Source organism: Pantoea sp. X-Soil-TKNS-1280, from assembly GCF_059730475.1.
This window is the reverse complement of sequence record NZ_AP035962.1, coordinates 2380807-2404130: the sequence shown is the minus strand read 5'-3', so window position 1 is coordinate 2404130 and position 23324 is coordinate 2380807. Positions and strand designations below refer to the sequence as shown.

At 53.9% G+C, this 23324-nt stretch carries 23 protein-coding genes; 12 read left to right on the top strand and 11 right to left on the bottom strand.

Annotation, left to right across the window (positions count from 1 at the left end; genetic code table 11):
- The first annotated feature begins 13 nt into the window (after positions 1–13).
- Together prc and htpX are read left to right on the top strand one after the other, a co-directional pair.
- Complete coding sequence (gene prc / locus AC6I8X_RS11220; RefSeq protein WP_497839800.1) at positions 14–2053, top strand: carboxy terminal-processing peptidase; 2040 nt, start codon at positions 14–16, stop codon at positions 2051–2053.
- A gap of 211 nt (positions 2054–2264) precedes the next feature.
- Positions 2265–3146, top strand: coding sequence for a protease HtpX (gene htpX, locus AC6I8X_RS11215; protein ID WP_021182993.1), 882 nt, complete (start codon positions 2265–2267; stop codon positions 3144–3146).
- A gap of 42 nt (positions 3147–3188) precedes the next feature.
- Here htpX and AC6I8X_RS11210 read toward each other — a convergent pair whose 3' ends face one another.
- Positions 3189–4571: an MFS transporter gene (locus AC6I8X_RS11210; protein WP_313688418.1), complete on the bottom strand. Its 1383-nt coding sequence runs from the start codon at positions 4569–4571 to the stop codon at positions 3189–3191.
- Positions 4572–4761: 190 nt separating this feature from the next.
- On the opposite strand from AC6I8X_RS11210, the gene kdgR reads away from it, so the two are divergent.
- Complete coding sequence (gene kdgR, locus AC6I8X_RS11205) at positions 4762–5553, top strand: DNA-binding transcriptional regulator KdgR (RefSeq protein ID WP_313688416.1); 792 nt, start codon at positions 4762–4764, stop codon at positions 5551–5553.
- Positions 5554–5595: 42 nt separating this feature from the next.
- On the opposite strand, the gene AC6I8X_RS11200 is transcribed toward kdgR, so the two are convergent.
- A complete protein-coding gene (locus AC6I8X_RS11200; protein WP_084875306.1) occupies positions 5596–5832 on the bottom strand; it encodes a YobH family protein in 237 nt (78 codons plus the stop codon).
- A gap of 219 nt (positions 5833–6051) precedes the next feature.
- Between AC6I8X_RS11200 and AC6I8X_RS11195 the strand changes: the two genes are divergently transcribed.
- The 5 genes from AC6I8X_RS11195 to rlmA all read left to right on the top strand — a co-directional run bounded on the left by AC6I8X_RS11195 (position 6052) and on the right by rlmA (position 9195).
- Positions 6052–6321: a YebO family protein gene (locus tag AC6I8X_RS11195; protein WP_208715350.1), complete on the top strand. Its 270-nt coding sequence runs from the start codon at positions 6052–6054 to the stop codon at positions 6319–6321.
- Between the two features lie 18 nt (positions 6322–6339).
- The gene (locus tag AC6I8X_RS11190; RefSeq protein WP_497839799.1) at positions 6340–7350 is read left to right on the top strand and encodes an MBL fold metallo-hydrolase; all 1011 of its coding nucleotides are present in this window, start codon (positions 6340–6342) and stop codon (positions 7348–7350) included.
- Between the two features lie 529 nt (positions 7351–7879).
- A complete protein-coding gene (locus tag AC6I8X_RS11185; protein WP_139810977.1) occupies positions 7880–7960 on the top strand; it encodes a DUF2627 domain-containing protein in 81 nt (26 codons plus the stop codon).
- Between the two features lie 79 nt (positions 7961–8039).
- The gene (gene cspE, locus AC6I8X_RS11180) at positions 8040–8249 is read left to right on the top strand and encodes a transcription antiterminator/RNA stability regulator CspE (protein ID WP_001062678.1); all 210 of its coding nucleotides are present in this window, start codon (positions 8040–8042) and stop codon (positions 8247–8249) included.
- Positions 8250–8388: 139 nt separating this feature from the next.
- Positions 8389–9195, top strand: coding sequence for a 23S rRNA (guanine(745)-N(1))-methyltransferase (gene rlmA / locus AC6I8X_RS11175; protein WP_497839798.1), 807 nt, complete (start codon positions 8389–8391; stop codon positions 9193–9195).
- On the opposite strand, the gene AC6I8X_RS11170 is transcribed toward rlmA, so the two are convergent.
- From AC6I8X_RS11170 to manX, 4 genes are all read right to left on the bottom strand, one after another.
- Positions 9192–9650 (bottom strand): DUF986 family protein, encoded by a 459-nt coding sequence (locus AC6I8X_RS11170; RefSeq protein ID WP_313688408.1) that lies wholly within the window; start codon positions 9648–9650, stop codon positions 9192–9194. The two genes, rlmA and AC6I8X_RS11170, sit on opposite strands and share 4 nt — an antisense overlap.
- A gap of 86 nt (positions 9651–9736) precedes the next feature.
- Positions 9737–10582: a PTS mannose transporter subunit IID gene (locus tag AC6I8X_RS11165; protein ID WP_013509404.1), complete on the bottom strand. Its 846-nt coding sequence runs from the start codon at positions 10580–10582 to the stop codon at positions 9737–9739.
- A gap of 15 nt (positions 10583–10597) precedes the next feature.
- Entirely contained in the window at positions 10598–11398 is an 801-nt protein-coding gene (locus AC6I8X_RS11160; RefSeq protein ID WP_084875295.1) for a PTS mannose/fructose/sorbose transporter subunit IIC, read from the bottom strand.
- Between the two features lie 61 nt (positions 11399–11459).
- Positions 11460–12422 carry a PTS mannose transporter subunit IIAB gene (gene manX, locus AC6I8X_RS11155; RefSeq protein ID WP_299451315.1) on the bottom strand — a complete coding sequence of 321 codons (963 nt, stop codon included), beginning with the start codon at positions 12420–12422 and terminating at the stop codon, positions 11460–11462.
- 510 nt (positions 12423–12932) lie between these two features.
- Here manX and AC6I8X_RS11150 point away from each other — a divergent pair.
- A complete protein-coding gene (locus tag AC6I8X_RS11150; protein WP_497839797.1) occupies positions 12933–14495 on the top strand; it encodes a TerC family protein in 1563 nt (520 codons plus the stop codon).
- 29 nt (positions 14496–14524) lie between these two features.
- On the opposite strand, the gene pdeD is transcribed toward AC6I8X_RS11150, so the two are convergent.
- The 4 genes from pdeD to pabB form a co-directional block, all read right to left on the bottom strand.
- Positions 14525–16087, bottom strand: a complete 1563-nt coding sequence (pdeD, locus tag AC6I8X_RS11145) for a cyclic di-3',5'-guanosine monophosphate phosphodiesterase PdeD (protein ID WP_299451312.1) — start codon at positions 16085–16087, stop codon at positions 14525–14527.
- A 242-nt stretch (positions 16088–16329) separates the two neighbouring features.
- Positions 16330–17694, bottom strand: a complete 1365-nt coding sequence (locus tag AC6I8X_RS11140; protein ID WP_497839796.1) for an L-serine ammonia-lyase — start codon at positions 17692–17694, stop codon at positions 16330–16332.
- A 194-nt stretch (positions 17695–17888) separates the two neighbouring features.
- On the bottom strand, positions 17889–18467 hold the full coding sequence (locus AC6I8X_RS11135) for a CoA pyrophosphatase (protein WP_299451306.1): 579 nt from the start codon (positions 18465–18467) through the stop codon (positions 17889–17891).
- Between the two features lies 1 nt (position 18468).
- Positions 18469–19827, bottom strand: a complete 1359-nt coding sequence (pabB, locus tag AC6I8X_RS11130; RefSeq protein ID WP_497839795.1) for an aminodeoxychorismate synthase component 1 — start codon at positions 19825–19827, stop codon at positions 18469–18471.
- Positions 19828–19938: 111 nt separating this feature from the next.
- On the opposite strand from pabB, the gene AC6I8X_RS11125 reads away from it, so the two are divergent.
- Entirely contained in the window at positions 19939–20124 is a 186-nt protein-coding gene (locus AC6I8X_RS11125) for a YoaH family protein (RefSeq protein WP_299451302.1), read from the top strand.
- 13 nt (positions 20125–20137) lie between these two features.
- On the opposite strand, the gene AC6I8X_RS11120 is transcribed toward AC6I8X_RS11125, so the two are convergent.
- Positions 20138–20482, bottom strand: a complete 345-nt coding sequence (locus AC6I8X_RS11120) for a RidA family protein (RefSeq protein ID WP_021183012.1) — start codon at positions 20480–20482, stop codon at positions 20138–20140.
- Between the two features lie 124 nt (positions 20483–20606).
- On the opposite strand from AC6I8X_RS11120, the gene yoaA reads away from it, so the two are divergent.
- Both yoaA and tsaB read left to right on the top strand, forming a co-directional pair.
- Positions 20607–22517, top strand: a complete 1911-nt coding sequence (gene yoaA, locus AC6I8X_RS11115; protein ID WP_497839794.1) for a DNA repair helicase YoaA — start codon at positions 20607–20609, stop codon at positions 22515–22517.
- A gap of 53 nt (positions 22518–22570) precedes the next feature.
- Positions 22571–23269 carry a tRNA (adenosine(37)-N6)-threonylcarbamoyltransferase complex dimerization subunit type 1 TsaB gene (tsaB, locus tag AC6I8X_RS11110; protein ID WP_497839793.1) on the top strand — a complete coding sequence of 233 codons (699 nt, stop codon included), beginning with the start codon at positions 22571–22573 and terminating at the stop codon, positions 23267–23269.
- Positions 23270–23324: the final 55 nt, after the last annotated feature.

The window sequence follows — 23324 nt, the reverse complement described above, 5'->3', positions numbered from 1 at the left end:
GGCTGACCCTGGCATGAACACTATTTTTAAGATCGGTATGATCGCGGGCCTGCTGCTGGCAGGCCCCAGTTTTGCTGCGGATAACATTACCCGCGCAGATCAGATTCCCCAGTTACACGAAGAACCACAGCATCCCACCGTCAGTGAACGCGTCACCTCGCGCTTTACCCGTTCGCATTATCGTCAGTTCGACCTGAATCAGGATTTTTCTGCGAAAATTTTTGATCGCTACCTGAATCTGCTCGATTACAACCACAATGTGCTGCTGGCTTCAGACATCGCGCAGTTTGCCGATAAGAAGACCACGCTGGGTGATGAACTGCGCAGCGGCAAGCTGGATGTTTTTTACGATTTATACAATCTGGCGCAGAAACGCCGCTTTGAGCGCTATCAGTATGCGCTGAGCGTGCTAAATCGCCCGATGAACTTTACCGGCAATGACACCATCGACATTGACCGCAGCAAGTCACCGTGGCCGAAAAGCACCGATGAGCTAAATGCGCTGTGGGATGCGAAGGTCAAATTTGATGAGCTGAGCCTCAAGCTGGCCGGTAAAGATGACAAAGAGATTCGTGACACGCTGACCAAGCGTTATAACTTTGCTATCCGTCGTCTGGCGCAGAGCAACAGTGAAGATGTGTTCCAGCTGGCGATGACCGCCTTTGCACACGAAATCGATCCGCATACCAACTACCTGTCACCGCGTAACACCGAGCAATTCAACACCGAGATGAGCCTGTCACTGGAAGGCATTGGTGCTGTGTTGCAGATGGATGATGATTACACGGTAATCAATTCGATGGTGGCGGGTGGTCCGGCGGCGAAGAGTAAATCGATCAGCGTAGGCGATCGTATTGTTGGCGTGGCTCAACCCGGTAAACCGATGGAAGATGTCATCGGCTGGCGTCTCGATGATGTGGTAGCCAAAATCAAAGGTCCGAAAGGCAGCAAAGTACGGCTGGAAATCCTGCCTGCTGGCAAAGGGACCAAAACCCGCATTGTGACCCTGACGCGTGAGAAAATCCGCCTGGAAGACCGCGCGGTGAAAGGCACGGTGCAGACCGTCGGCAAAGAAAAAGTCGGCGTGCTGGATATCCCGGGCTTCTACGTGGGTCTGACGGATGACGTGAAAGTACAGCTGCAGAAACTGCAGAAGCAGAATGTCGATAGCATCGTGATTGATCTGCGTACCAACGGCGGTGGTGCACTGACTGAGGCGGTATCGCTTTCAGGCCTGTTTATTCCGAGTGGCCCGGTTGTGCAGGTGCGTGACAACAATGGTCGCGTGCGCCAGGACAGTGATAATGATGGCATCGTGTACTACAAAGGCCCATTAGTGGTGTTGGTGGATCGCTTCAGTGCTTCCGCGTCTGAGATCTTTGCCGCCGCCATGCAGGATTATGGTCGTGCGCTGATTGTCGGTGAACCGACCTTTGGTAAAGGTACCGTGCAGCAGTATCGTTCGCTGAACCGTATCTATGATCAGATGCTGCGCCCGGAATGGCCTGCACTGGGTTCTGTCCAGTACACCATTCAGAAGTTCTACCGTATCAATGGCGGCAGCACCCAGCGTAAAGGCGTCACGCCGGATCTGCTGATGCCGACTGGCGTCGAAGCGGCAGAGACCGGTGAGAAGTTTGAAGATAACGCCTTACCGTGGGATAGCGTCAGTGCGGCGACCTACACCAAAACCGGTGATATCACGCCGCTGGTGCCGGAACTGACCAAAGAGCATAACGATCGCATCGCCAAAGATCGCGAGTTCCAGTACATCATGAAAGATATTGCGCGCTTCAACGCGACCAAAGACAAACGCAATATCGTGTCTCTCAATCTTGTCCAGCGCGAGAAAGAGAACCATGATGAAGATGCATTACGTCTGGAACGTATCAACGCGCGTTATCAGGCCGAGGGCAAACCGCAGCTGAAGAGCCTTGACGATCTGCCGAAGGATTACAAAGAGCCGGATCCGTATCTGGATGAAACGGTGAAAATTGCCAATGACCTGGCGCAGCTGGAGAAATCCCAGCCGCAGGCAGCGGGCAGTAAATAATCGTTAGGCGTAAATCACAAGCACCGCTCAATGCGGTGCTTTTTTTTATCCCTTAAGTCACTTAATGTTTGCCAGGCGCAGAGACATTACTGAATGTAAAGTTATGTCTTTTTAGACACTTAAAGATTAAGGTTGCTTGAAATGCTGCGTAATGACCCTAGGATGTATATCCGCGTATAAGCGCGAGCACAACTGAGGAAGATTAACGTTTATGATGCGTATTGCTCTTTTCCTGATCACCAACCTGGCGGTGATGTTGGTTTTCGGACTGATTCTCAGTCTGACAGGAATCCAGTCAAGCAGTGTTCAGGGTCTGATGATTATGGCAGGTCTGTTTGGCTTTGGCGGTGCGTTTGTTTCACTGCTGATGTCTAAATGGATGGCGTTACGTTCAGTCGGTGGTGAAGTAATTGAACAACCCCGTAACGAAACGGAACGCTGGCTAATGGACACCGTTGGCCGCCAAGCTCAGCAGGCCGGCATTGCTATGCCGCAGGTTGCCATTTATCACGCGCCCGATATCAACGCCTTTGCGACTGGTGCACGTCGTGATGCATCGCTGGTGGCGGTATCCACCGGGCTGTTACAAAACATGAGTCGCGATGAAGCAGAAGCGGTTCTGGCCCATGAAATCAGCCATATTGCCAACGGCGACATGGTCACCATGACGCTGATTCAGGGTATTGTGAACACCTTCGTGATCTTCATTTCACGTATCATTGCCCAGGTGGCTTCCGGTTTCCTGTCGGGCAACCGCGATGGTGAAGAAAGCAGTAACGGCAACCCGCTGGTCTACTTTGCGGTAGCTACCGTGCTGGAGCTGGTATTCGGCATTCTCGCCAGCATCATCACTATGTGGTTCTCGCGTCATCGTGAGTTCCATGCCGATGCGGGGTCAGCGAAGCTGGTCGGTCGTGAAAAGATGATTGCCGCGTTGCAGCGTTTGAAAACCAGCTATGAACCGCAGGAGCCGAGCAGCATGATGGCCTTCTGTATCAATGGTAAGGGTAAATCGCTCAGCGAGCTGTTTATGTCACATCCGCCGCTGGATAAGCGAATCGAAGCGTTACGCAGCGGTGCATATCTGAAGTAATAGCAACAACGAAAAGGGCGCCTCAGCAGGCGCCCTTAGTTTTTAAGATTCGGCAGTTTCACGTGATTGTGTCATGCGCGCCATACTCACCACCGCAGCGACGCTTGAAAAGACACCAGCCAGAATCAGCGAGGCATGAGTACCGCTCTCGCTGAACAGGTTGAACATCAACGCCACCAGCGCAGCCCCGCTGCTTTGTCCCAGCAAACGTGCGGTTCCTAACATACCACTGGCACCACCACTGCGGTTACGTGGCGCGGAGGAGATTATGGTGTGATTGTTGGGCGACTGGAACAGGCCAAAACCCGCACCGCACAGCATCATGCGCCAGATAATATCGGCATCGGCTGGCTGCGAGGGCAGCAGGGCCAGCAGAAACAGACCGGCCGCAAACATCGCCAGCCCCAGTCCACCCAGCAGACCGGCATGCACCTTCTCAATCAGACGACCGGCGATCGGGGCCATCACCATCGTTGCCAGCGGCCAGGGAGTCAACAGCAGGCCGGTGGCCACTTCATCACGTCCCAGCACGTTTTGCAGGAAGAAGGGCAGTGAAACCATTGCCAGCATCTGGGCGCAGAATGAACAGATAGAGGTGCCGAGAGAGAGGGTGAAGATGGGAATGCGCAGCAGATCCACCGGCAGCAGCGGTACCGGCATCGCTAACTGGCGACGAATAAACACCACGCCGACCAACAGCAGCGCCACGACTTCACCCAGTGTCAGCCAGTGATTTTGACCCTGGGCAAAACCACTTAGCGCCGAGATCAACAGGCCAAAGAACAGCGCGTTCATAATGGCACTGGCCACGTCAAACTTCTGTTGCTTCGCTTTCTGCTGGTTATCCGGCAGGAAACGCAGCGCCAGCCACAGAGCAATAATCCCCAGCGGTACGTTAATCAGGAACAGCCATTTCCAGCTGGCAACCGACAAAATAGCAGCTGCTACCGTCGGGCCTGCGGCGGTGGACACGGCCACGATTAACGAGTTGATCGCCATGCCGCGCCCAAGGAAGCGCTGTGGATAGATGATGCGTATCAGTGCGGTGTTAACGCTCATCAGCGCCGCGCCACCGAATCCCTGGAGTACACGGGCAAGGGTGAGCATATTCAGTGACGACGACAGCGCACAGAATAGCGATGTCGCGATAAACAGCGCCAGGCCAGCCTGATAGACGCGGCGGTAACCGAGCATGTCACCGAGAAACGACAGCGATAGCAGCGAGATAACGATGGCGATTTGATAGGCGTTCACAATCCATATCGATTCAGCCGGACTGGCGTTTAATTCGCGTGAGATGGTAGGCAAGGCGACGTTAGCAATCGCGCCATCCAGCACCGCCATCATAATGCCCAGCGCAATAGTAATAATTGCGCCATAACGTTGTGGAACGGGTAAACCATCCTGAAGTGAGGTTGCGGACATAGAAGGAATAAGTGAAGTAAGTGAATATCATCATGCTAATCAATTCTGTGCCGGAAAGCATCGTATTGCATGACAAAAAGTATCTGTGAATGTGTCGCTTAGTGCTGTGCATTGCCGCCTGTGGCCTGAAACGCATATACTGGCGCTTCTGTTCCGTTTTTTTTGAAACAACCTCAAAAAAGGATACGCGATGGCGAACGCTGATAACGATAAACAGCCCGATTCCGTTTCTTCGGTGATGAAGGTGTTTGGTATTTTGCAGGCGCTGGGGGAAGAGCGCGATCATGGCATTACCGAGCTGTCTCAGCGCGTGATGATGTCAAAAAGCACCGTCTATCGCTTTTTACAGACTATGAAGTCGCTGGGCTATGTGGCACAGGAAGGTGAAACGGAAAAATACTCGCTGACGCTCAAGTTATTCGAGCTGGGTGCCAAGGCGCTGCAAAATGTTGACCTGATTCGCAGCGCCGATGTGCAGATGCGTGAGCTGTCACGTCTGACCAAAGAGACCATCCATCTCGGGGCGCTGGAAGAAGACAGCATCGTTTATATTCACAAAATTGATTCGCTCTACAACCTGCGCATGTATTCGCGGATTGGACGCCGTAATCCGCTGCACACCACGGCAATTGGCAAAGTCTTGCTGGCGTGGCGCGATCGTAGCGAGGTGCAGGAGATCCTGCGCGAAGTGGAATTTCGTCGCAGCACCGCCAATACCATCGTCAGCGCTGAGGCGTTACTGAAGGTGCTCGACCAGGTGAAGGTGCAGGGCTTTGGTGAAGATAACGAGGAGCAGGAAGAGGGATTACGTTGCATCGCGGTGCCGGTGTTTGACCGCTTTGGCGTCGTCATTGCCGGTCTGAGCATCTCATTCCCGACGATTCGTTTCTCGGAAGAAGGCAAAAACGAATATGTTGCCATGCTGCATCGTGCCGCACGAGCTGTCTCTGAGCAAATGGGCTATCACAACTATCCTTTTTAAACCGATGCGATAAACGGGCTGCGTTACCAGCCCGTTTACAGATCAGTTATCGACCACTTCACCGCTCTTTTTCAGCAGCGGGCAGTCCGTCACGCCGACAATACCGCTATCGGTATGCAGATACTGTGCCGTGATCATGCCACGTGCAGTCAGGTAGCTGCATTGCAGGCCGAGTCCGGCCGCGTTTTTATTGCTGCCGGTTAACACGCCATAACCCGTAAATAACATTGCTAACCAGATAACGGCGATGACCACTATCGCCCGGATGAATAGTTTCATTTTGTCTCCATGTGATACATAACGCAGCTGTCCAGATGTTGCTGCCATCTCTATAGTAGCAGCATGCCTCGCTTTCCTCGCCAGATCGATCAGAGATAACTGAAAGATGGCGCACAGGAAATTCTGCTTTCCGTTCGTGCCCATTATCTTTTGCCGTCGCAAGGCGTAGAATCAGCAGCTGAGTGAGTATTTGACATTAATCAGTAATCTGAGGCAGTTATGAATGAGTTAGCCGCAAATTCCAGTCCGCTGTTCAGCTATGGCGTACTGGCCATCATTATCGTTGTGGCCTTTATCGCCTGGTTCTTTGTTAACCGGGCCAGCGTGCGGGCCAGCGAACAGATTCAATTGCTGGAAGCGCTACTGGAAGAACAAAAGAAACAAAATGCGCTACTGCGCCGTTTGGCCGACGCACAGCCAGACACTGCAACAAAAAGCGAAGAAGAGAGTGAAAAGCGCGATTTTATTCGCTTAATCCCGGAACGTTAATCATCGAGTGGAGAGGTAATGGCCTGGCAAAATCCCTGGTACGATGCGGCAAAAATGCACCACACGCCGCAGGGCTTCCGTAACCCGGAAGAGGAGTTACGGCATCCCGGGGATTTGCAACGCTGGCGGCGTGAGCGCAAAGAGCAGGGGCTACCTCTGCCACCGCAGGCGGGTTATCCGGCATTTATCAGTGACTGGTGCCAGTCGGCTGATTTAAGTGGTGATGACGATCGCATCTGGTGGCTGGGACATGCCGCTTTATTGCTGCGTGTTAATCAACGTTACCTGCTGATTGACCCGGCTCTGTCGCAAAGCGCGTCACCGCTACCGTTTGTGGGTCCACAACGTAAGACCCCGGCACCGCTCAGCGTTGCTCAGTTACCTCATCTCGACTACGTGCTGATCTCGCACAATCACTATGATCACCTGGATCGCCCGACGGTGAAGCGTATCGCGCGGCAATTTCCGCAGGCGCATTTTCTGGTACCGCTCGGTATGGAAGATTGGTGTCGTCGTCGGGGAGTGCGTCACGTGACTCAGCTGGACTGGTGGCAGAGCATTGAGCTGGCCGGTATCCACTTTACTGCGGTACCTGCACGTCACTGGAGTATGCGTTCTTTCTTTGACCGTAACCGCTCCCTGTGGTGTGGCTGGGTGGTCAGGAATACCACGTTTAATTTCTGGTTTTCGGGTGACAGTGGTTACAGTGAAAATCTCACGACCATCGCCCAGAAACTGGGGCCATTTAACCTTGCTGCCTTGCCGATCGGCGCTTACGCACCAAAATGGTTCATGCGCGGTCAGCATATGGACCCGGACCAGGCGGTGCAACTGTGGCAGCAAATCGGCAGGCCGGTAACCATCCCCATTCACTGGGGAGTGTTTGAACTGGCAGATGAATCGCTGGATGAACCGCCCGCAGTGCTGGTACAGGCACTGCGCACTGCAGGGGAGACGGGGACTGACTTTGCGCCGTGGAGAATAGGTGAAAGCCGCAATTTGCCGAATATCGATTCAGATTTGTCCTAAGCCCATTTTGTTAAATTCCGCCAGCTGGTGCGTTTTTTTAACATTTAATTGTTGTGACGTTAGAAAAAAATGAGATAAATGCCAAATCAAATTTGTGCATATATTTGGGGCAGGCAGGTTTATATTTTCCTGATTTTGGTGCAAAACTATTAATAAGCTGTACTAAATAAAAACTATTGTACAGGATTTGAACGATGCACATATGTTGCGTCAGACGTTAACATTTTGGTGGATTACATTATCCATGCCATATTTTTGCAATATTTTTTGCGTATGTTTATCTGTTTAAATAGTGGCGAATTGGACAGTTCCCCCTAATTCGACTACAACAATTTTTGGCTGTAATGATACTGATCAATAACCTTTTTTTGTGCAGTATCGGCAAACGACGGCGGAAGCGAAACAGGCAAAGCCTGTGCCCTGGCTAGCAATTATGTGCGGCAAGTCGATGACCTTTTAAAAATGGCTTGCCATTAATTTGCGGATATGTGATAACGATTCGTGGGTTAAACGAGGTACAGTTCTGTTTATGTATGGCATCTTCAGTAAAGAAGTTACGAGTAAAGACGTTGACGTTGAATACCGCTTCCTTGCCGAAACCTTAAATTAGTGCCTCATGCAGTAAATGTCTCTGGTTTCTCTGTAAGTCTGCCTCCGGGCAATATAAACACTCTAAGGAATTTGCAAAAATGGCAAAAATTAAAGGTCAGGTTAAGTGGTTCAACGAGTCTAAAGGTTTTGGTTTTATCACCCCTGCTGACGGTAGCAAAGATGTGTTCGTACACTTCTCTGCAATCCAGGGCAATGGTTTTAAAACTCTGGCCGAAGGCCAAAACGTTGAATTCGAAATCCAGGATGGCCAGAAAGGCCCTGCAGCAGTTAACGTCACTGCTATCTGATTTCGTCGCCAGGCTGGGTGCCATGCACCGCTGAAACGAATCTTAAAGCCCCGGTCACTGACCGGGGCTTTTCTTTATCCTTTCTGTTACCAGATGACCAGGTTACACTGCGCCGCGAATCGCTAACCCGGAGTTATCTATGTCTTTGATTTGCCCGCTTTGTCACCAGCCACTTCTGTTGCAGGCCACCAGCTACCGCTGTGGAGCCGGACATCAGTTCGATCAGGCCAAAGAAGGGTACGTCAATCTGTTACCGGTTCAGCATAAAGGCTCCCGTCAGCCGGGAGACAGCCCGGAAATGCTGCTGGCAAGACGCGAGTTTCTCGATGCCGGATATTATCAGCCACTGCGCGATCACCTTGCCTCATGGCTGGCGCAGCGTCTGCAGGGTACCTCAGCGCAATTGCTGGATATTGGCTGTGGTGAGGGCTATTACACCGCAGCAATGGCTGCTGCGCTGCCATCAGCGCAGGTCTGTGGCCTTGACGTGGCGAAGGCAGCCATTCGCATGGCGGCGAAGCGTTATCGCTCAGTAAAGTTTTGTGTCGCTTCAAGCCAACGCCTGCCATTTGCTGATGCTTCACTGGATGCAGTTGTGCGCATCTATGCCCCCTGTAATGAAGATGAACTAAGCCGGGTGGTAAAACAGGGGGGGTATCTGCTGACGGTGACCCCTGGGCCGCATCATTTGCAGCAATTTAAAGCGTTAATTTATCGCAAAGTGCAGCTGCATGTGGCGGAGGAGAAGGCGTATGCCGGTTTTCATCAGGTTGAACAGCAAAACCTGGCTTATACCATGACACTGAGCGGAAAAGCGGCAACCACCTTGCTGCAAATGACACCTTTCGCCTGGCGTGCGCGTGAAGACGTGTGGCAAACCCTGGCAGAAGCGACAGAGTTCAGTTGTGACGCGGATTTCACCCTGACGCTCTGGCAGCGCGATTAACGCGCTTCCACCAGCGTGTTGTAGATACGTTCTAAATCGTCGAGTTGTTTCACCGCAATCAGCAGACGCCGCTGCTCCAGCTGCATCACCAGGATGCCATCTTCGGACAGGTTCATACTTTGGATGCGGCGATAATCAATCCATACGCCGGCGAAAAACAGACCGTCGTTTTTCATCAGCAGTTTCGGGCTGCGCAGCCAGAATAGCCAGACTGCCATAAAGCTCAACACCATCAGCAGGGTGGTGGTCAGTTGCGGCCCCTGATGGCTGACGTTATTCCACAGCAGAATCATTAGCAGCACGATAAAGATGGCGCTATCGATTTTATGGCGGCGGCGCAGCGCCACCCGCAATTTGGTTGGGCCATTACGGCGCGGCAGAATGGCTTCATCGTAGATGGCGAACAACAGCAGGCCCGCAATCAACAGGACAATCAGGGCGTCAGTCAGTGACATGATGATTCCTTAACAGAAGTTACCTGAACGTTGGCGCTCAGGTAACGTCAATAAGCAGCCGGGAGACATGCTCCCGGCTGAGCCTTTTACAGGCCGAGCAAACCGATCCAGTAACCGAAAATACCAATCGCAAAGAAGCCGACGATAATCCACAGGGCGTTAACTTTACGGCGCAGCAGCCACATACAACCAAAGGTTAACAGCAGTGGGATCAGGCCCGGCATCAGCTGATCAAGAATCGACTGAACCGTGGTAACGGTGGTTTTACCGGTCTGGTCAGTGATGCGTGATACCACCAGCGGCACATTGACATGTGTCCACTTGTTTACCAACGCCCCCATGACAAACAGGCCGAGGATGGACGCCCCTTCCGTCAGTTTTTGCAGGAAGCCGCCGCCCATATCGCTAACGATATCCACCCCTTTACGATAACCGTAAGCCACACCGTAATAACGGGTAAGCAAACGCGCGATATTGAACAAGAGGAAAAACAACAATGGGCCAAGCAGGCTACCGCTCATGGCGATCCCGGCACCTAGCGCCGCAAACACCGGGCGTACCGTACCCCAGAAAATCGGGTCACCAACACCGGCCAGCGGGCCCATCAGGCCAACTTTAATACCGTTGATGGCACCATCATCAATCGCTGCACCATTGGCACGTTGCTCTTCCATCGCCATGGTGACACCGAGTACCGGTGCGGCCACAAACGGGTGGGTATTGAAGAACTCCAGGTGGCGCTTGATGGCCTGTTTACGGTCATCATTGTTTTCCGGATAAAGACGACGAATTACCGGCACCATTGAGAAGCAGAAGCCCAGCGCCTGCATACGTTCAAAGTTCCACGAACCCTGAAACAGATTGGAGCGCAGGAACACACCACGGACATCGCCGGGGGTGAGTTTCTTTTGAGACTGAGTTGTATCAACCATGATGTCACCTGTTCCTTAATCGAGTTCGTTGTCGAGGTCGTTTTGCGCAGGACCGGCCGCAGCAGCACCGGCAACACGGTTATATTTCGGTGCCAGCTGGATATACAGCACTGCCATTACCACACCAATCACGCCCAGTGCCACCAGGTTGAAGTTGGTGAAGGCGGCAGTAACGAAGCCGAGGTAGAAGAACGGCATCAGGTAGCCAGCGCGCATCATGTTGATCACCATCGCATAACCAACCACCACGATCATGCCACCGGCGATGTTGAGGCCGTTGGTTACCACTTCCGGAATCGAACTCAGCAAGGTGTGTACCGCACTGGTGCCGACGGAAATGGCGACGATTAACGCGGGAATCGCGATACGCATTGCCTGCAACAGCAGAGCGGAAACGTGAATCCACGAAATCGCCGACAGGTTACCTTTCTCGGCCGCTTTATCGGCAGCGTGCTGGAAGGCTACGGTGATAGTACGAACGATAATGGTCAGCACCTGGCCAGCTGCCGCCAGCGGAATCGCCAGCGCGATACCTGCACCGACGCTCTGACCACCGGCAATAACCAGAATGGTTGAGATGATGGAGGCGAGGGCGGCATCGGGGGCCACGGCGGCACCGATGTTCATCCAGCCGAGTGCAATCATTTCCAGCGTACCACCGATGATGATGCCGGTTTTCATATCGCCGAGCACCGCACCAATCAGGGTACAGGCCACCAACGGACGGTGGAACTGGAACTCATCAAGAATCGAACCCATCCCGGCGATACAGGCCACAATAAATATCAAAACGATTTGTAGCGAGGTTATCTCCATTGCATTTCTCCTAAGCAAAGGTCACGAATTTTCGCCCACATACGCAGGCGCAGATGGCGAATTACGGATTTACCTTCGCAATCAGGTCCATCATTTTCAGTTTCGGGTCGTTAGAAACTTTGCGCACTTCCAGTTCAATACCCCGGTCATTGAGTTTACGGAAGGCGGCAATATCCTTTTCATCGACAGAGACCGCATTGTTAACCTGAGTTTTGCCCTGACGGAACGCCATCCCGCCGATATTGACCGATTTGATATCCACGCCCTGTTCAACAATACGTTCGACATCGGTAGGGTTGGTGAACAACAGCATGACGCGATCGCGGCCATATTTCGGGTTGTTCCAGACGCGAATCATTTTATCGACATCCACCACATGCGCGGTGACACCGGGAGGGGCGACCTGGGTGAGCAGTGTTTTACGCACATGGTCGTTGGCAACTTCATCGCTGACGACAATGATACGTGTGACGTTGGTTTCTTTGGTCCAGCGGGTGGCGACCTGGCCATGAATCAGACGGTCATCAATACGCGCCAGACCAATCTTCATGTGCTCGCCAGGAGCCAGCGGTTTCTGCGGCTGCGGAGCGGCTTTGGCAGCCGGTGCAGCAGGAGCGGGTTCCGCCGTTTCGGTTTTTAGCGCCTTCACGCCTTCACGGCCGGCTTCGACCGCGATGTGAATTAACTCCTCCAGTGAGGGATTGTCATCCCGTCCCATCAGGGTTTCCACCAGCATCGGAATGTTGACCCCGGCGATGACATCATGATCCGGTTTATCAACCACGATGCGGCTTGCCGCGTTGAAGGGACTGCCACCCCAGGTGTCGACCAGGAACAGTACACCTTTTGAGGTGTCCATATTGGCCAGTCGCGCCTGATACTTTTCTATTAGCGTTTCTGCATTTTCGCCGGGAACGAAATCAATCCATCCGACATTTTCCTGCTCACCCAACAGCATTTCTGCTGTTTTTAGCAGTTGTTCTGCCGCCCAGCCATGTGTACCAATTACAATAGCAATGGTCACTTGCTACCTCCGTTCGCATGAGAGATTCTCTGGCTTCGCCGGGAATCGATGAAAATTACCGTTGTTGATTCATGTGGATCGTTTCGGGCTAAGATGAAGAAAAGCATCGATTAATAAGCCAAAACTTTCCGCTGCACAGCGATAAGGTCGCGATTTATTTTAGTGAGTGAAAAAATAATTTATGTGATGTTTGTCAGTTATTGAGAGCGTAACGGGGTTAATTTGTGCTTTTATCTCTCCTCCTTTCAGGCTGTTACTGTTTGTAAATGTAAGAAAATTTTTTGACGCCAGAAATGTAACTGATACATTAACGTTCTGTTTATTCCTCAGGAGTACCGGGCTTTAGCTCACCTTTATGGACCGTCACCGACGTCGCTTCACACTTTCTCCGCGCCCGCTGGCGCATGCTTTCACGCCTTCCGGCGTTATCCAAACCGTTAACGATCTGCTGTCTCGCTTTATTGCGCAGACCGGCTCACGTGTACGCATTCCCCTGGTAAGGAGTCATTGATGGAATTTCTCTTCGACCCCTCAATCTGGGCGGGTTTGCTGACGCTCATCGTGCTGGAGATTGTTCTCGGCATCGATAACCTGGTTTTTATCGCCATCCTGGCGGACAAACTGCCGCCAAAGCAGCGCGATAAAGCGCGTCTGATCGGTCTGTCGCTGGCTCTGGTTATGCGACTTGGCCTGCTGTCACTCATCTCCTGGATGGTGACATTGACGCGACCCCTATTCAGCGTAGGCGATTTCAGCTTTTCCGGGCGCGATTTAATTCTGCTGGTGGGTGGTATCTTCCTGTTGTTCAAGGCCACGATGGAACTACACGAGCGACTGGAAAACCGCCATCTGGAGCATCAGGGCAACCGCAGCTATGCCAGCTTCTGGGCGGTGGTGACGCAGATTGTGGTGCTTGACGCGGTGTTCTCACTGGATGCGGTGATCACTGCTGTGGGGATGGTGAACCATCTGCCGGTGATGATGACGGCGGTAGTGATCGCCATGGGTGTCATGCTTTTGGCCTCGAAACCGTTGACGCGTTTTGTTAACGCGCATCCCACCGTGGTGGTGCTGTGTCTCAGCTTCCTGTTGATGATCGGTCTGTCGCTGATGGCGGAAGGTTTTGGTTTCCATATTCCGAAAGGTTACCTGTATGCCGCGATTGGCTTCTCGATTCTGATCGAGCTGTTTAACCAGATTGCGCGTCGTAACTTTATTCGTCATCAGGCACATCGTCCGATGCGTGAACGTACCGCAGAAGCGATTTTGCGTCTGATGGGTGGACGTCAGCGTAAGCAAGCCGTCAACACGGAAGAGTCAGCGCTGGTGGAGGCATTGCCGCAGGAAGCCTTTAAAGATGAAGAGCGCTATATGATCAACGGCGTGCTGACGCTGGCACAACGTTCGATTCGCAGCATTATGACGCCACGCGGTGAAATCTCGTGGGTAGATGTGGAACGTCCGCTGGACGAAATTCGCATTCAATTGCTGGATACGCCGCACAGCCTGTTCCCGGTATGCCGTGGTGAGCTGGATGAGATCATCGGTGTAGTACGCGCCAAAGAGTTGCTGGTCGCGCTGGAGCACGGCATGGATGTGGCGACTTTCGCCGCCAATACGCCGCCGATTGTAGTGCCGGAAACGCTGGACCCGATCAACCTATTAGGCGTGCTGCGCCGTGCCAAAGGCAGCTTCGTGATCGTCACTAACGAATTCGGCGTGGTGCAGGGTTTGATTACCCCGCTTGACGTGCTGGAAGCGATTGCCGGTGAATTCCCGGACGAAGATGAAACTCCGGACATTATCGTCGATGGCGATGGCTGGCTGGTGAAAGGGGGCACCGATTTGCACTCTCTGCAACAGCTGCTGGATTATCATGAGCTGGTGAAAGCAGAAGATGACCACGCGTCACTGGCAGGTCTGTTGATCGATCAGAAAGGCCAACTGCCCGTGCCAGGTGAGGTGATTGACCTCCCTCCGTTGCATTTCCAGATTATCGAAGCGACAGATTATCGGGTGGACCTGGTTCGTGTGACCCGCGATCGACCGCACGATGAGGAAGAAGAAGCATAATGCTAAACGGCACCCGCGGGTGCCGTTTTTTATGCACTCAACTGAGCCTGATGCTGTTCCAGCCAGTCGGGGAAATCTTCAATCGGCATTGGTCGGGCATAGAAATACCCCTGCAAATGATCCACACCACGTTCACGCAGATAATGCGCCTGTTCCGCCGTCTCCACGCCCTCCGCCACCAGGGCGATATTCAGACGCTGTGCCAGTGAAATCACCATATCAGTCACGGTGGCGTTGATTGCGTCAGTGCCGATGGCTGCGGTAAAGATCTTATCGATCTTCAGCACATCCGGCTTCAGGTCTTTCAGATAGGCCAGCGAGCTGTGTCCGGTGCCGAAATCATCAATCGCCAGCCTGACACCAATCTCATGCAATTGGGCCACCACCGACTGATCAATGATGGGTAACGCATCGCGCTCGGTCAATTCCACCACCAGGCCTGGCAGCGGATTGGCTGGCCACCAGATGCGCTGCAAATCCTCGACGATCGCCCGATCGTGGAAATGGCTGGCGGCGACGTTAATCGCAATATGGAAGGAGGGGCAACGCGGCAGGTTCGGGAGTTCATCCACCACTTTAGCGATGACAAAACGCGTTAGCGGGGCAATTAAATTTTGTCGTTCAGCGAGTGGAATAAATACATCGGGCGCGATCCAGCCCTGGCGCGGATTATGCCAGCGCAGCAGCAATTCGATACCATCACATTCGCCACTTTTGGCATTAATCAGCGGCTGACAGTAGACCATAAATTCATTGGCCGTGATCCCATAGCTAATTTGCCAGCTAAGACTCATGCGGTTAGCGGTCGCCAGCCAGACAATATAACCCATCAACAGACTCAGCAGCACCGCCAGCGGTAACTGCGAGGGCATGGTACTCAGCGCCAGACGGGCGGGCGAGGGGCCATACAGGGTAATGGTATAGGGATAACGCAGGGATGCCTGATCGTAGGCTACTTCATCATCAGAGGGGACGGTCGGTTCGATCAGCGGATTGCCATACTCCAGGCTTTGGCCGCCAACGTTGAAAATGGCGCGTTCCACCCATGGCAACTGCGGCTCCAGCAGATAATTGGTCATCAGCTCGATATTAATCATTTGAAGCAGACCTTCGCGGTTATCCAGCGATTTAGGTGTCCACAGCAACAGCACCGGAGAACCTTTTAACAGGTAATCATCGGTGGTTAACATCATGCGCTGATTATTAATCGCCAGTTCGGGGTAAGTCTGGCTGAAAGAAATATTACTCGGACCATAAATGCTGGAACAATACAGGGTGTCGTTCTGCACCAGCTGTATTGAACGCACCGTTTGTAGCGCGGCGATTTTTTCAATCAGTGGGAAACGCACTTCCGGACAGGGTACGCCAACCAATCCCAGGGTGTTATTGGCGGAGACATCCAGCGGTGAAAACATGCGATCAAAACGTTCGATGGCGCGTGACGCAAAATCCAGTGACTGCTGCTCAATACGTGACTTCTCTTCGATATAACGAAAAGTCAGCGTAAGAATTAATACCAGCGCGGCGATCACTAACGCAATAAGCAAACGCTTACGGCGAAATTGACCAACAAATTGCTGGGCTATGAGCATCAGTAACCACCTTGCAAGGACCAGGATTAAAGCCAAAGTAACGTATAAGTTATCGGCATAGCGGCGGCCAGGTTTAGCACGGCTCAGGAAAAAAAGCGGTACTGAAAAAGCAGCGCGGCCAACGAGGGCCGCGCGTAAATCACTCTATCTGGTTTAACCAGGCGGAGGTAGCAGCAGATGCATAAAAAAGTTCAATCGGTGTTTTTTTGCGCACCGAAGCAAGCTGCCGTGTCAGAGCGAAATCAGTCGCATTGCACCTTAATGGCGAGGCCGCCGCGTGAGGTTTCACGATACTTGGCGTTCATATCTTTGCCGGTCTCGTACATGGTTTCGATCACCTTATCGAGCGAAACGCGCGGTTCGCTGGTACGACGCAGCGCCATACGGGCGGAGTTGATGGCTTTGACTGAGGCAATGGCATTGCGCTCAATGCAGGGCACCTGAACCTGGCCCGCTACCGGGTCACAGGTCAGACCCAGGTTATGCTCCATGCCGATTTCGGCAGCGACGCAGACTTGCTCCGGGCTGGCCCCCAGCAGCTCCGCCAGACCGGCTGCAGCCATCGAGCAGGCCACGCCTACTTCCCCCTGACAACCCACTTCGGCACCGGAAATCGACGCATTCATTTTATACAGTATGCCGATGGCACCGGAGGCAAGGAAGTAGCGGATATAAATATCCGGCGTGACGTTTTCAATAAAATGATCGTAGTAGGCCAGCACCGCAGGCACGATGCCGCAGGCACCGTTGGTGGGGGCGGTAACGACGCGGCCACCCGCGGCATTCTCTTCATTTACCGCCAGCGCAAACATATTGACCCAGTCGATAACATTCATTGGGTCATTGGAATGTTTGGTCGAGGAGACCAGCAGACGGCGCAGTGATGCCGCACGACGCGGCACCCGCAACGGACCCGGCAGCACGCCTTCGGTATTCAGGCCACGATCGATACATGCCTGCATGGTTTGCCAGACGTTAGCGAAGTAGCTGTAGATTTCCTCACGGCTGTGCAGCGCCAGCTCATTTTTCATCACCAGGCCAGACAGAGACAAACCACTCTCGCGGCAGTGGCTCAGTAACTCTTTGGCGGAGTGAAACGGCCAGGGAACCGAGACCTGATCCAGCACCGGTTGGCCAAAATGTTCTTCATCGACGATAAAACCACCGCCGATGGAATAATAGGTTTTGCTGAGAATCAGCAGGTCGCCGGCAAAGGCGTACAGCGTCAGGCCATTTTCGTGCAAAGAAAGATTTTCGCTACGAAACACCATGCCGCCTTCACGTGGGAAATCAACCTCATGTGCGCCGTTCGCCAGCAGCAGACGCTCACGTTGTTCGACATCCTGGATAAATGCCGGAATGCCATCGATATCCACAGTAGCGGGTTCATCACCGGCCAGACCCATAATGATGGCGATATCGGTATGGTGACCTTTACCGGTGAGTGACAGGGAACCATAGACATCGACCGCAATGCGCGTGACATCCTGCAACTTACCCTGTTCGGCCAGCAGATCGACAAATTGTTTACCCGCTTTCATCGGGCCGACGGTATGCGAACTGGATGGGCCGATACCCACTTTGAACATGTCAAAAACACTAATCACCGGTGACACTCCTCACAAATCTTATTTAGTACGGCGCAGGCCGTTTTATGCGGCTAATAGTAATCGCAGGTGCTGCAACAGGATCAGCTTTTCGCATGAAATAAACTAATTATACAGCACAGAAATAGTTATCCGTCACCGGCGAAAAAAACAGCAAGTGACAGGATGGCAAGCTGCCATGCCAGAGAGGAAAATCAGACGGGAAGGGCGATTTGCTGGCCGAGTGCGCGAATAATGCCCGCGGTCATGCCCCAGATAAAATAATCTTCGTACCAGGAGAGCCACACCTGATGCTGCCGATGACCCCGGCGCAGTGTCAGGTCGCTGTAGCGACTGAGGCGCAAAGCCTCGGCCAGCGGCATGGCAAAGGCACTTTCGACTTCGTCGGCATTGATGATGAGCGGCAGCCCGGCGGGAATAATGCCCACCACTGGCGTCACCGCGAAGCCGGTGCTGCTGGTGACGGCAGGCAAAACGCCGACCACCTGCACCTGGTCAGGTTGAATCCCCACCTCTTCCTGCGCCTCACGCAGGGCGGTGTGGATCAGTGAATCATCGCTGGCATCCTGCATGCCGCCGGGGAAAGCCACCTGACCGGCATGTTTACGCAGATGTGTGGATCGACGTGTCAGCAACAACCCCGGCTCGGCTGCGTCAATCAACGGTACCAGCACCGCAGCGCGTCGGCCGTTGATCACACTTTTTGGCGCAGCAACCGGGGGTTGCAGCACAAAACGGCTCAGGAATTGATCGAGGGTCAGTGCTCCGTTCATCTTAAAATGGCTCCTGCAGGCTGGGCAGAATACGATTCACTTTGTGCAGCGTTTCCTGATACTCCGCCGCGACGACACTATCAGCCACCAGGCCACCGCCCGCTGCACAGTATAACTGCTGATTTTCGGCAATCAGCGTGCGAATGGTGATGCTGGTATCCATGCGGCCACACAGGCTGAGGTAACCAATACTGCCACACCAGGCATTGCGGCGGTGAGGTTCGAGTTCTTCAATGATTTCCATCGCACGGATTTTCGGTGCGCCGGTGATGGAACCGCCAGGAAAACAGGCGCGTAACAGGTCGGTGGCGGCAAGCGTCGCCGGTAATTGCGCGCGCACCGTGCTGACCAAATGATGCACGGCGGGGAACGGCTCCACCACAAACAGTTCCGGCACGCTGACACTGCCCGGTTCGGCGACACGACCAATATCATTACGCAGCAGGTCAACAATCATCAGGTTTTCGGCGCGATCTTTCTCTGCGCTGGCCAGTTCCTGCGCCTGTTGACGATCGGCGTGCGGGTCGGCCATACGCGGGCGGGTCCCTTTGATCGGCCGGGTCTCAATCACCCGTTGTTGCAGAGAAAGAAAACGCTCCGGGGACAGGCTGAGAATGGCACTTTTCGGCAGGCGCAAAAAGGCGCTGAATGGTGCGCGATTCGTTTCATTCAGGCGCTGAAACGCCTGCCATTCATCACCGCGATAACTGGCCTGAAAACGCTGGGCCAGATTCACCTGGTAGCAGTCACCCGCCTGGATATATGCCTGCACGGCAGCAAAGCGCTGAGCATACTCGTCAAAACTCAGGTTGGATTGCCAGTCACTGGTGAGGGCAAAGGGTTGAACCGCAGGGGCGGTTTGTGCCTGTAACCACTGCCAGCGTGCCTCAGGATCACCAAGCGCGACCAGTGTCAGTTTTTGCTGATGATGATCGGCAATCAACGCCCAGTCATAAATGCCCACCGCCATATCCGGCGTGTTGAGATCCTGTTGCGCCAGCTGTGGCAGGTGTTCGAAACGACGACCCAGATCGTAACCGAATAAACCGATCGCACCACCCTGGAACGGCAAGTCCGTCGTAAACGCGGGCTGAACACCGAGGGCATCACAGTAGCGTTGTACCAGCGTGAGCGGATCGTCGGTTGAACTGAGCGTTGTATTCTGCTGGGTAATTTCTGTCGCTGGGCCGCGGGTCACCAGGGTTACGCGCGGATCGGCGGTCATGATATCGAAACGGTTATCCGCATGATCGGCGTGACCTGAAGTCAGCAACATCGCCCATGGCTGATGAGCAAGGGAGGAAAAAAGCTGCGGCAGCGTATCCGGCGTATAATTCAGAGCGAGGGTTTTTACGATCATGAGACAAATCAGATAACAGCAACAAGGGCGTTAGCCTGACATATTTTTTTGCTGCTGGCACCTGTTTGTTCCGCATGGAATAATGCGTCCCCTTTTTCCCAGGAGCGAGTTATGTTTTCAGGTCTTCCGGCATTATCTCACGAACAGCAGCAACAGGCTGTCGAGCGTATTCAGGAACTGATGGCGGGCGGTATGGCCAGTGGTCAGGCGATTGCCCAGGTGGCGCATGAAATTCGCCAGAGCCACCAGGGTGAGCAGATTCGGGCGCGTTTTGAAGACGACGAAGACGACGCCTGACGCCCGAAACACGTTATAACGCGGCGATGATCTTGATTTCGACTTTATACTTCGGGTTCATCAGACCAGCCTGTACGGTGCAGCGCACCGGTGCGTTGCCCGGTGACACCCAGGCATCCCAGGCACGGTTCATCGCCGGGAAGTCGGCTTTATCGACGAGGAAAATGGTGGCGTCGAGGATTTTGCTTTTGTCGGAACCGACGCGGGTCAGAATCGCGTCAATCACCGCCAGCGCATTGGCCGTCTGCGCTTCCGCATCCTCATCAAGGTTTTCCGGTACGCTGGTGTAATACACGGTCTGGTTATGAATAACGGCTTCGGACATGCGGTGTTCCGGATCGATACGCGTAATAGTCATGATTTTCTCCTTAATTTTCGCGCTGCTAGCCTGACACATCGGCTGGTGTGCTGTCATCTGTTGTGGTCGCATGAGTGGAATCCTGACATAATTACAGTACTTTTTGCGTTATTGGTGAGGATGTGTGGCAGACGATTTTGCAGCTGACGGCGCGCTGGCGCTGGCGATCCCTGGTTTTAAACCGCGTGAAGCGCAGCGCGAGATGGCGCAGGCGGTCGCTGAGGCGGTGAAAACCGGTGGGGAGTTAGTGGTCGAAGCCGGCACCGGTACCGGGAAAACCTACGCTTATCTCGCCCCCGCGCTGCGCGCTGACAAAAAAGTCATTATCTCCACTGGCTCGAAAGCCCTGCAGGATCAGCTGTATAACCGCGATCTGCCCACCGTGGCCCGCGCCCTGAAATTCAAAGGCAAAACCGCGTTGCTGAAAGGCCGCTCCAACTATCTTTGTCTTGAGCGGATGGAGCAGCAAACGCAAACCGGTGGCGACCTTAGCGTCCAGGCGCTGGGCGATCTGATTACCCTGCGTGGCTGGTCATCAGAAACCGTGGACGGTGATATCAGCAGTTGTATCGGTGTCGCCGAAGACAGCCCGGTGTGGCCTTACGTCACCAGCACCAACGACAACTGTCTTGGCAGTGATTGTCCGCTGTATAAAGATTGTTTTGTGGTTAAAGCGCGTAAACGGGCCATGGATGCCGACGTGGTGGTGGTCAACCATCATCTTTTCCTCGCCGATTTAGTGGTGAAAGAAGGGGGGTTTGGTGAGCTGATCCCCGAAGCTGACGTGATGATTTTTGACGAAGCGCACCAACTGCCGGATATCGCCAGCCAGTATTTCGGCCAGCAACTCTCCAGCCGTCAACTCCTCGATTTGGTCAAAGACATCATCATTGCTTACCGCACTGAAGTGCGTGATGTGCAGCAGCTACAGAAATCCGCCGATCGGCTGGCGCAATGCACCCAGGATTTCCGCCTGACGCTCGGGGACCCGGGCTTCCGTGGCAATCTGCGCGATCTGCTGAACGATAACAACGTGATGCGCATGCTGACTCTGCTGGATGATGCGCTGGAACTTTGTTATGACGTGATCAAATTGTCGCTGGGACGCTCCGCGTTGCTGGATGCCGCCTTTGAGCGTGCCGCCCTCTATCGAACACGCCTGAAACGTCTGCGCGCCATCGACGAACCGGGGTTCAGTTATTGGTATGAATGCTCCAGCCGACATTTCACCCTGGCGCTGACGCCGCTTTCGGTGGCGGAACGCTTCCGCGAAGTGATGGATAATCGGAAAGCCGCCTGGGTGTTCACCTCAGCTACGCTGGCGGTCAATGAACAGATGAGCCATTTCTCCAGCCGGCTGGGGGTCGATAAAGCGAAAACGCTGATCCTCAACAGCCCGTTCGATTATGCCCGCCAGGCGTTGCTGTGCGTGCCGCGCAACTTACCGGAGCCGAACCGCCCTGGAGGTGCCCGTCAGCTGGCGCGCATGATGAAACCGCTGATCGACGCCAACAAGGGACGTTGTTTTTTCCTCTGTACCTCACACATGATGATGCGTGAGCTGGCAGCGGAATTTCGTGCCTCCATGACGCTGCCGGTGCTGTTGCAGGGCGAAACCAGCAAAGGCCAGCTGCTGAAGCAGTTTATTGAAGCGGGCAATGCCTTGCTGGTGGCCACCAGTAGTTTCTGGGAAGGGGTGGATGTGCGGGGGGACGCGCTGTCATTGGTGATCATTGATAAGCTGCCGTTTACCTCGCCGGAAGACCCGCTGCTCAAGGCGCGCATGGAAGATTGCCGTATCCGCGGCGGCGATCCGTTTAACGATGTCCAGCTGCCGGATGCGGTCATCACCCTGAAGCAAGGGGTGGGACGTTTAATCCGTGATACCGACGACCGCGGTGTGCTGGTGATTTGCGACCAGCGTCTGGTGTCGCGTCCTTACGGTGCGCTGTTCCTCAATAGTTTGCCTCCTACGCCACGTACCCGCGATCTTGACCGCGCCATCCGCTTCGCCCGCGAGCAGGAGAGTCACTAATTTGTGCCAGGCTGTGGTAAGATGCGCGCCATTTTGAATCTCCCGAGGTTGTTATGTCCGCCCGAATTTTAGCCCTGGACACGGCGACAGAAGCCTGTTCTGCCGCGCTGCTGAATCAACAGCACATCGATGCCCGTTTCGAAATCGCCCCGCGTGACCACACGCAGCGCATTCTGCCGCTGGTGCAGGAGCTGTTGCAGGCGCAGCAGCTGGAACTGACCGCGCTTGACGCGCTGGCCTTTGGGCGTGGACCAGGCAGCTTTACCGGCGTACGTATTGGCATTGGCATTGCTCAGGGACTGGCGCTGGGGGCAAATCTGCCGATGATTGGCGTTTCCTCCTTAGCCACGATGGCGCAGGGCGCATGGCGTAAAAATGGCGCGACGCGCGTACTGGCGGCGATTGATGCACGTATGGGCGAAGTCTACTGGGCAGAGTATCAGCGTGACGCCAATGGCGAATGGCAGGGTGCAGAGACCGAAGCGGTGTTGTCGCCAGAAGCGGCCCAGGCACGAATCCAAAGTCTGAGCGGAGAATGGACTACTGTCGGTACCGGCTGGCAGGCCTGGCCGCAATTGCTCACCTCGCCAGGCGCACAACTGCTGTCCAGCGCAATCACCTTACCGGCGGCTGAAGATATGCTGCCGCTGGCCGTAGCGGCCTGGCAGCGAGGGGAAACGGTCGCCGTGGAACATGCCGAGCCGGTTTATCTGCGCAATGAAGTGGCCTGGAAAAAGTTGCCGGGACGTTAAGCCAACACGCAACTTATCGCTGCGCTTTCAGTCTAATCTGAGAAATAACAGGAGG

Coding starts and splice junctions, on each gene's coding strand:
- AC6I8X_RS11165 (WP_013509404.1), bottom strand. CDS start 10,582: ATGGTTGATACAACTCAGTCTCAAAAGAAACTCACCCCCGGCGATGTC.
- prc (WP_497839800.1), top strand. CDS start 14: ATGAACACTATTTTTAAGATCGGTATGATCGCGGGCCTGCTGCTGGCA.
- AC6I8X_RS11210 (WP_313688418.1), bottom strand. CDS start 4,571: ATGTCCGCAACCTCACTTCAGGATGGTTTACCCGTTCCACAACGTTAT.
- AC6I8X_RS11170 (WP_313688408.1), bottom strand. CDS start 9,650: ATGTCACTGACTGACGCCCTGATTGTCCTGTTGATTGCGGGCCTGCTG.
- AC6I8X_RS11195 (WP_208715350.1), top strand. CDS start 6,052: ATGAATGAGTTAGCCGCAAATTCCAGTCCGCTGTTCAGCTATGGCGTA.
- AC6I8X_RS11150 (WP_497839797.1), top strand. CDS start 12,933: ATGGAATTTCTCTTCGACCCCTCAATCTGGGCGGGTTTGCTGACGCTC.
- rlmA (WP_497839798.1), top strand. CDS start 8,389: ATGTCTTTGATTTGCCCGCTTTGTCACCAGCCACTTCTGTTGCAGGCC.
- AC6I8X_RS11200 (WP_084875306.1), bottom strand. CDS start 5,832: ATGAAACTATTCATCCGGGCGATAGTGGTCATCGCCGTTATCTGGTTA.
- tsaB (WP_497839793.1), top strand. CDS start 22,571: ATGTCCGCCCGAATTTTAGCCCTGGACACGGCGACAGAAGCCTGTTCT.
- pdeD (WP_299451312.1), bottom strand. CDS start 16,087: ATGCTCATAGCCCAGCAATTTGTTGGTCAATTTCGCCGTAAGCGTTTG.
- cspE (WP_001062678.1), top strand. CDS start 8,040: ATGGCAAAAATTAAAGGTCAGGTTAAGTGGTTCAACGAGTCTAAAGGT.
- kdgR (WP_313688416.1), top strand. CDS start 4,762: ATGGCGAACGCTGATAACGATAAACAGCCCGATTCCGTTTCTTCGGTG.
- AC6I8X_RS11135 (WP_299451306.1), bottom strand. CDS start 18,467: ATGAACGGAGCACTGACCCTCGATCAATTCCTGAGCCGTTTTGTGCTG.
- AC6I8X_RS11120 (WP_021183012.1), bottom strand. CDS start 20,482: ATGACTATTACGCGTATCGATCCGGAACACCGCATGTCCGAAGCCGTT.
- htpX (WP_021182993.1), top strand. CDS start 2,265: ATGATGCGTATTGCTCTTTTCCTGATCACCAACCTGGCGGTGATGTTG.
- pabB (WP_497839795.1), bottom strand. CDS start 19,827: ATGATCGTAAAAACCCTCGCTCTGAATTATACGCCGGATACGCTGCCG.
- AC6I8X_RS11185 (WP_139810977.1), top strand. CDS start 7,880: ATGTATGGCATCTTCAGTAAAGAAGTTACGAGTAAAGACGTTGACGTT.
- AC6I8X_RS11190 (WP_497839799.1), top strand. CDS start 6,340: ATGGCCTGGCAAAATCCCTGGTACGATGCGGCAAAAATGCACCACACG.
- AC6I8X_RS11160 (WP_084875295.1), bottom strand. CDS start 11,398: ATGGAGATAACCTCGCTACAAATCGTTTTGATATTTATTGTGGCCTGT.
- AC6I8X_RS11125 (WP_299451302.1), top strand. CDS start 19,939: ATGTTTTCAGGTCTTCCGGCATTATCTCACGAACAGCAGCAACAGGCT.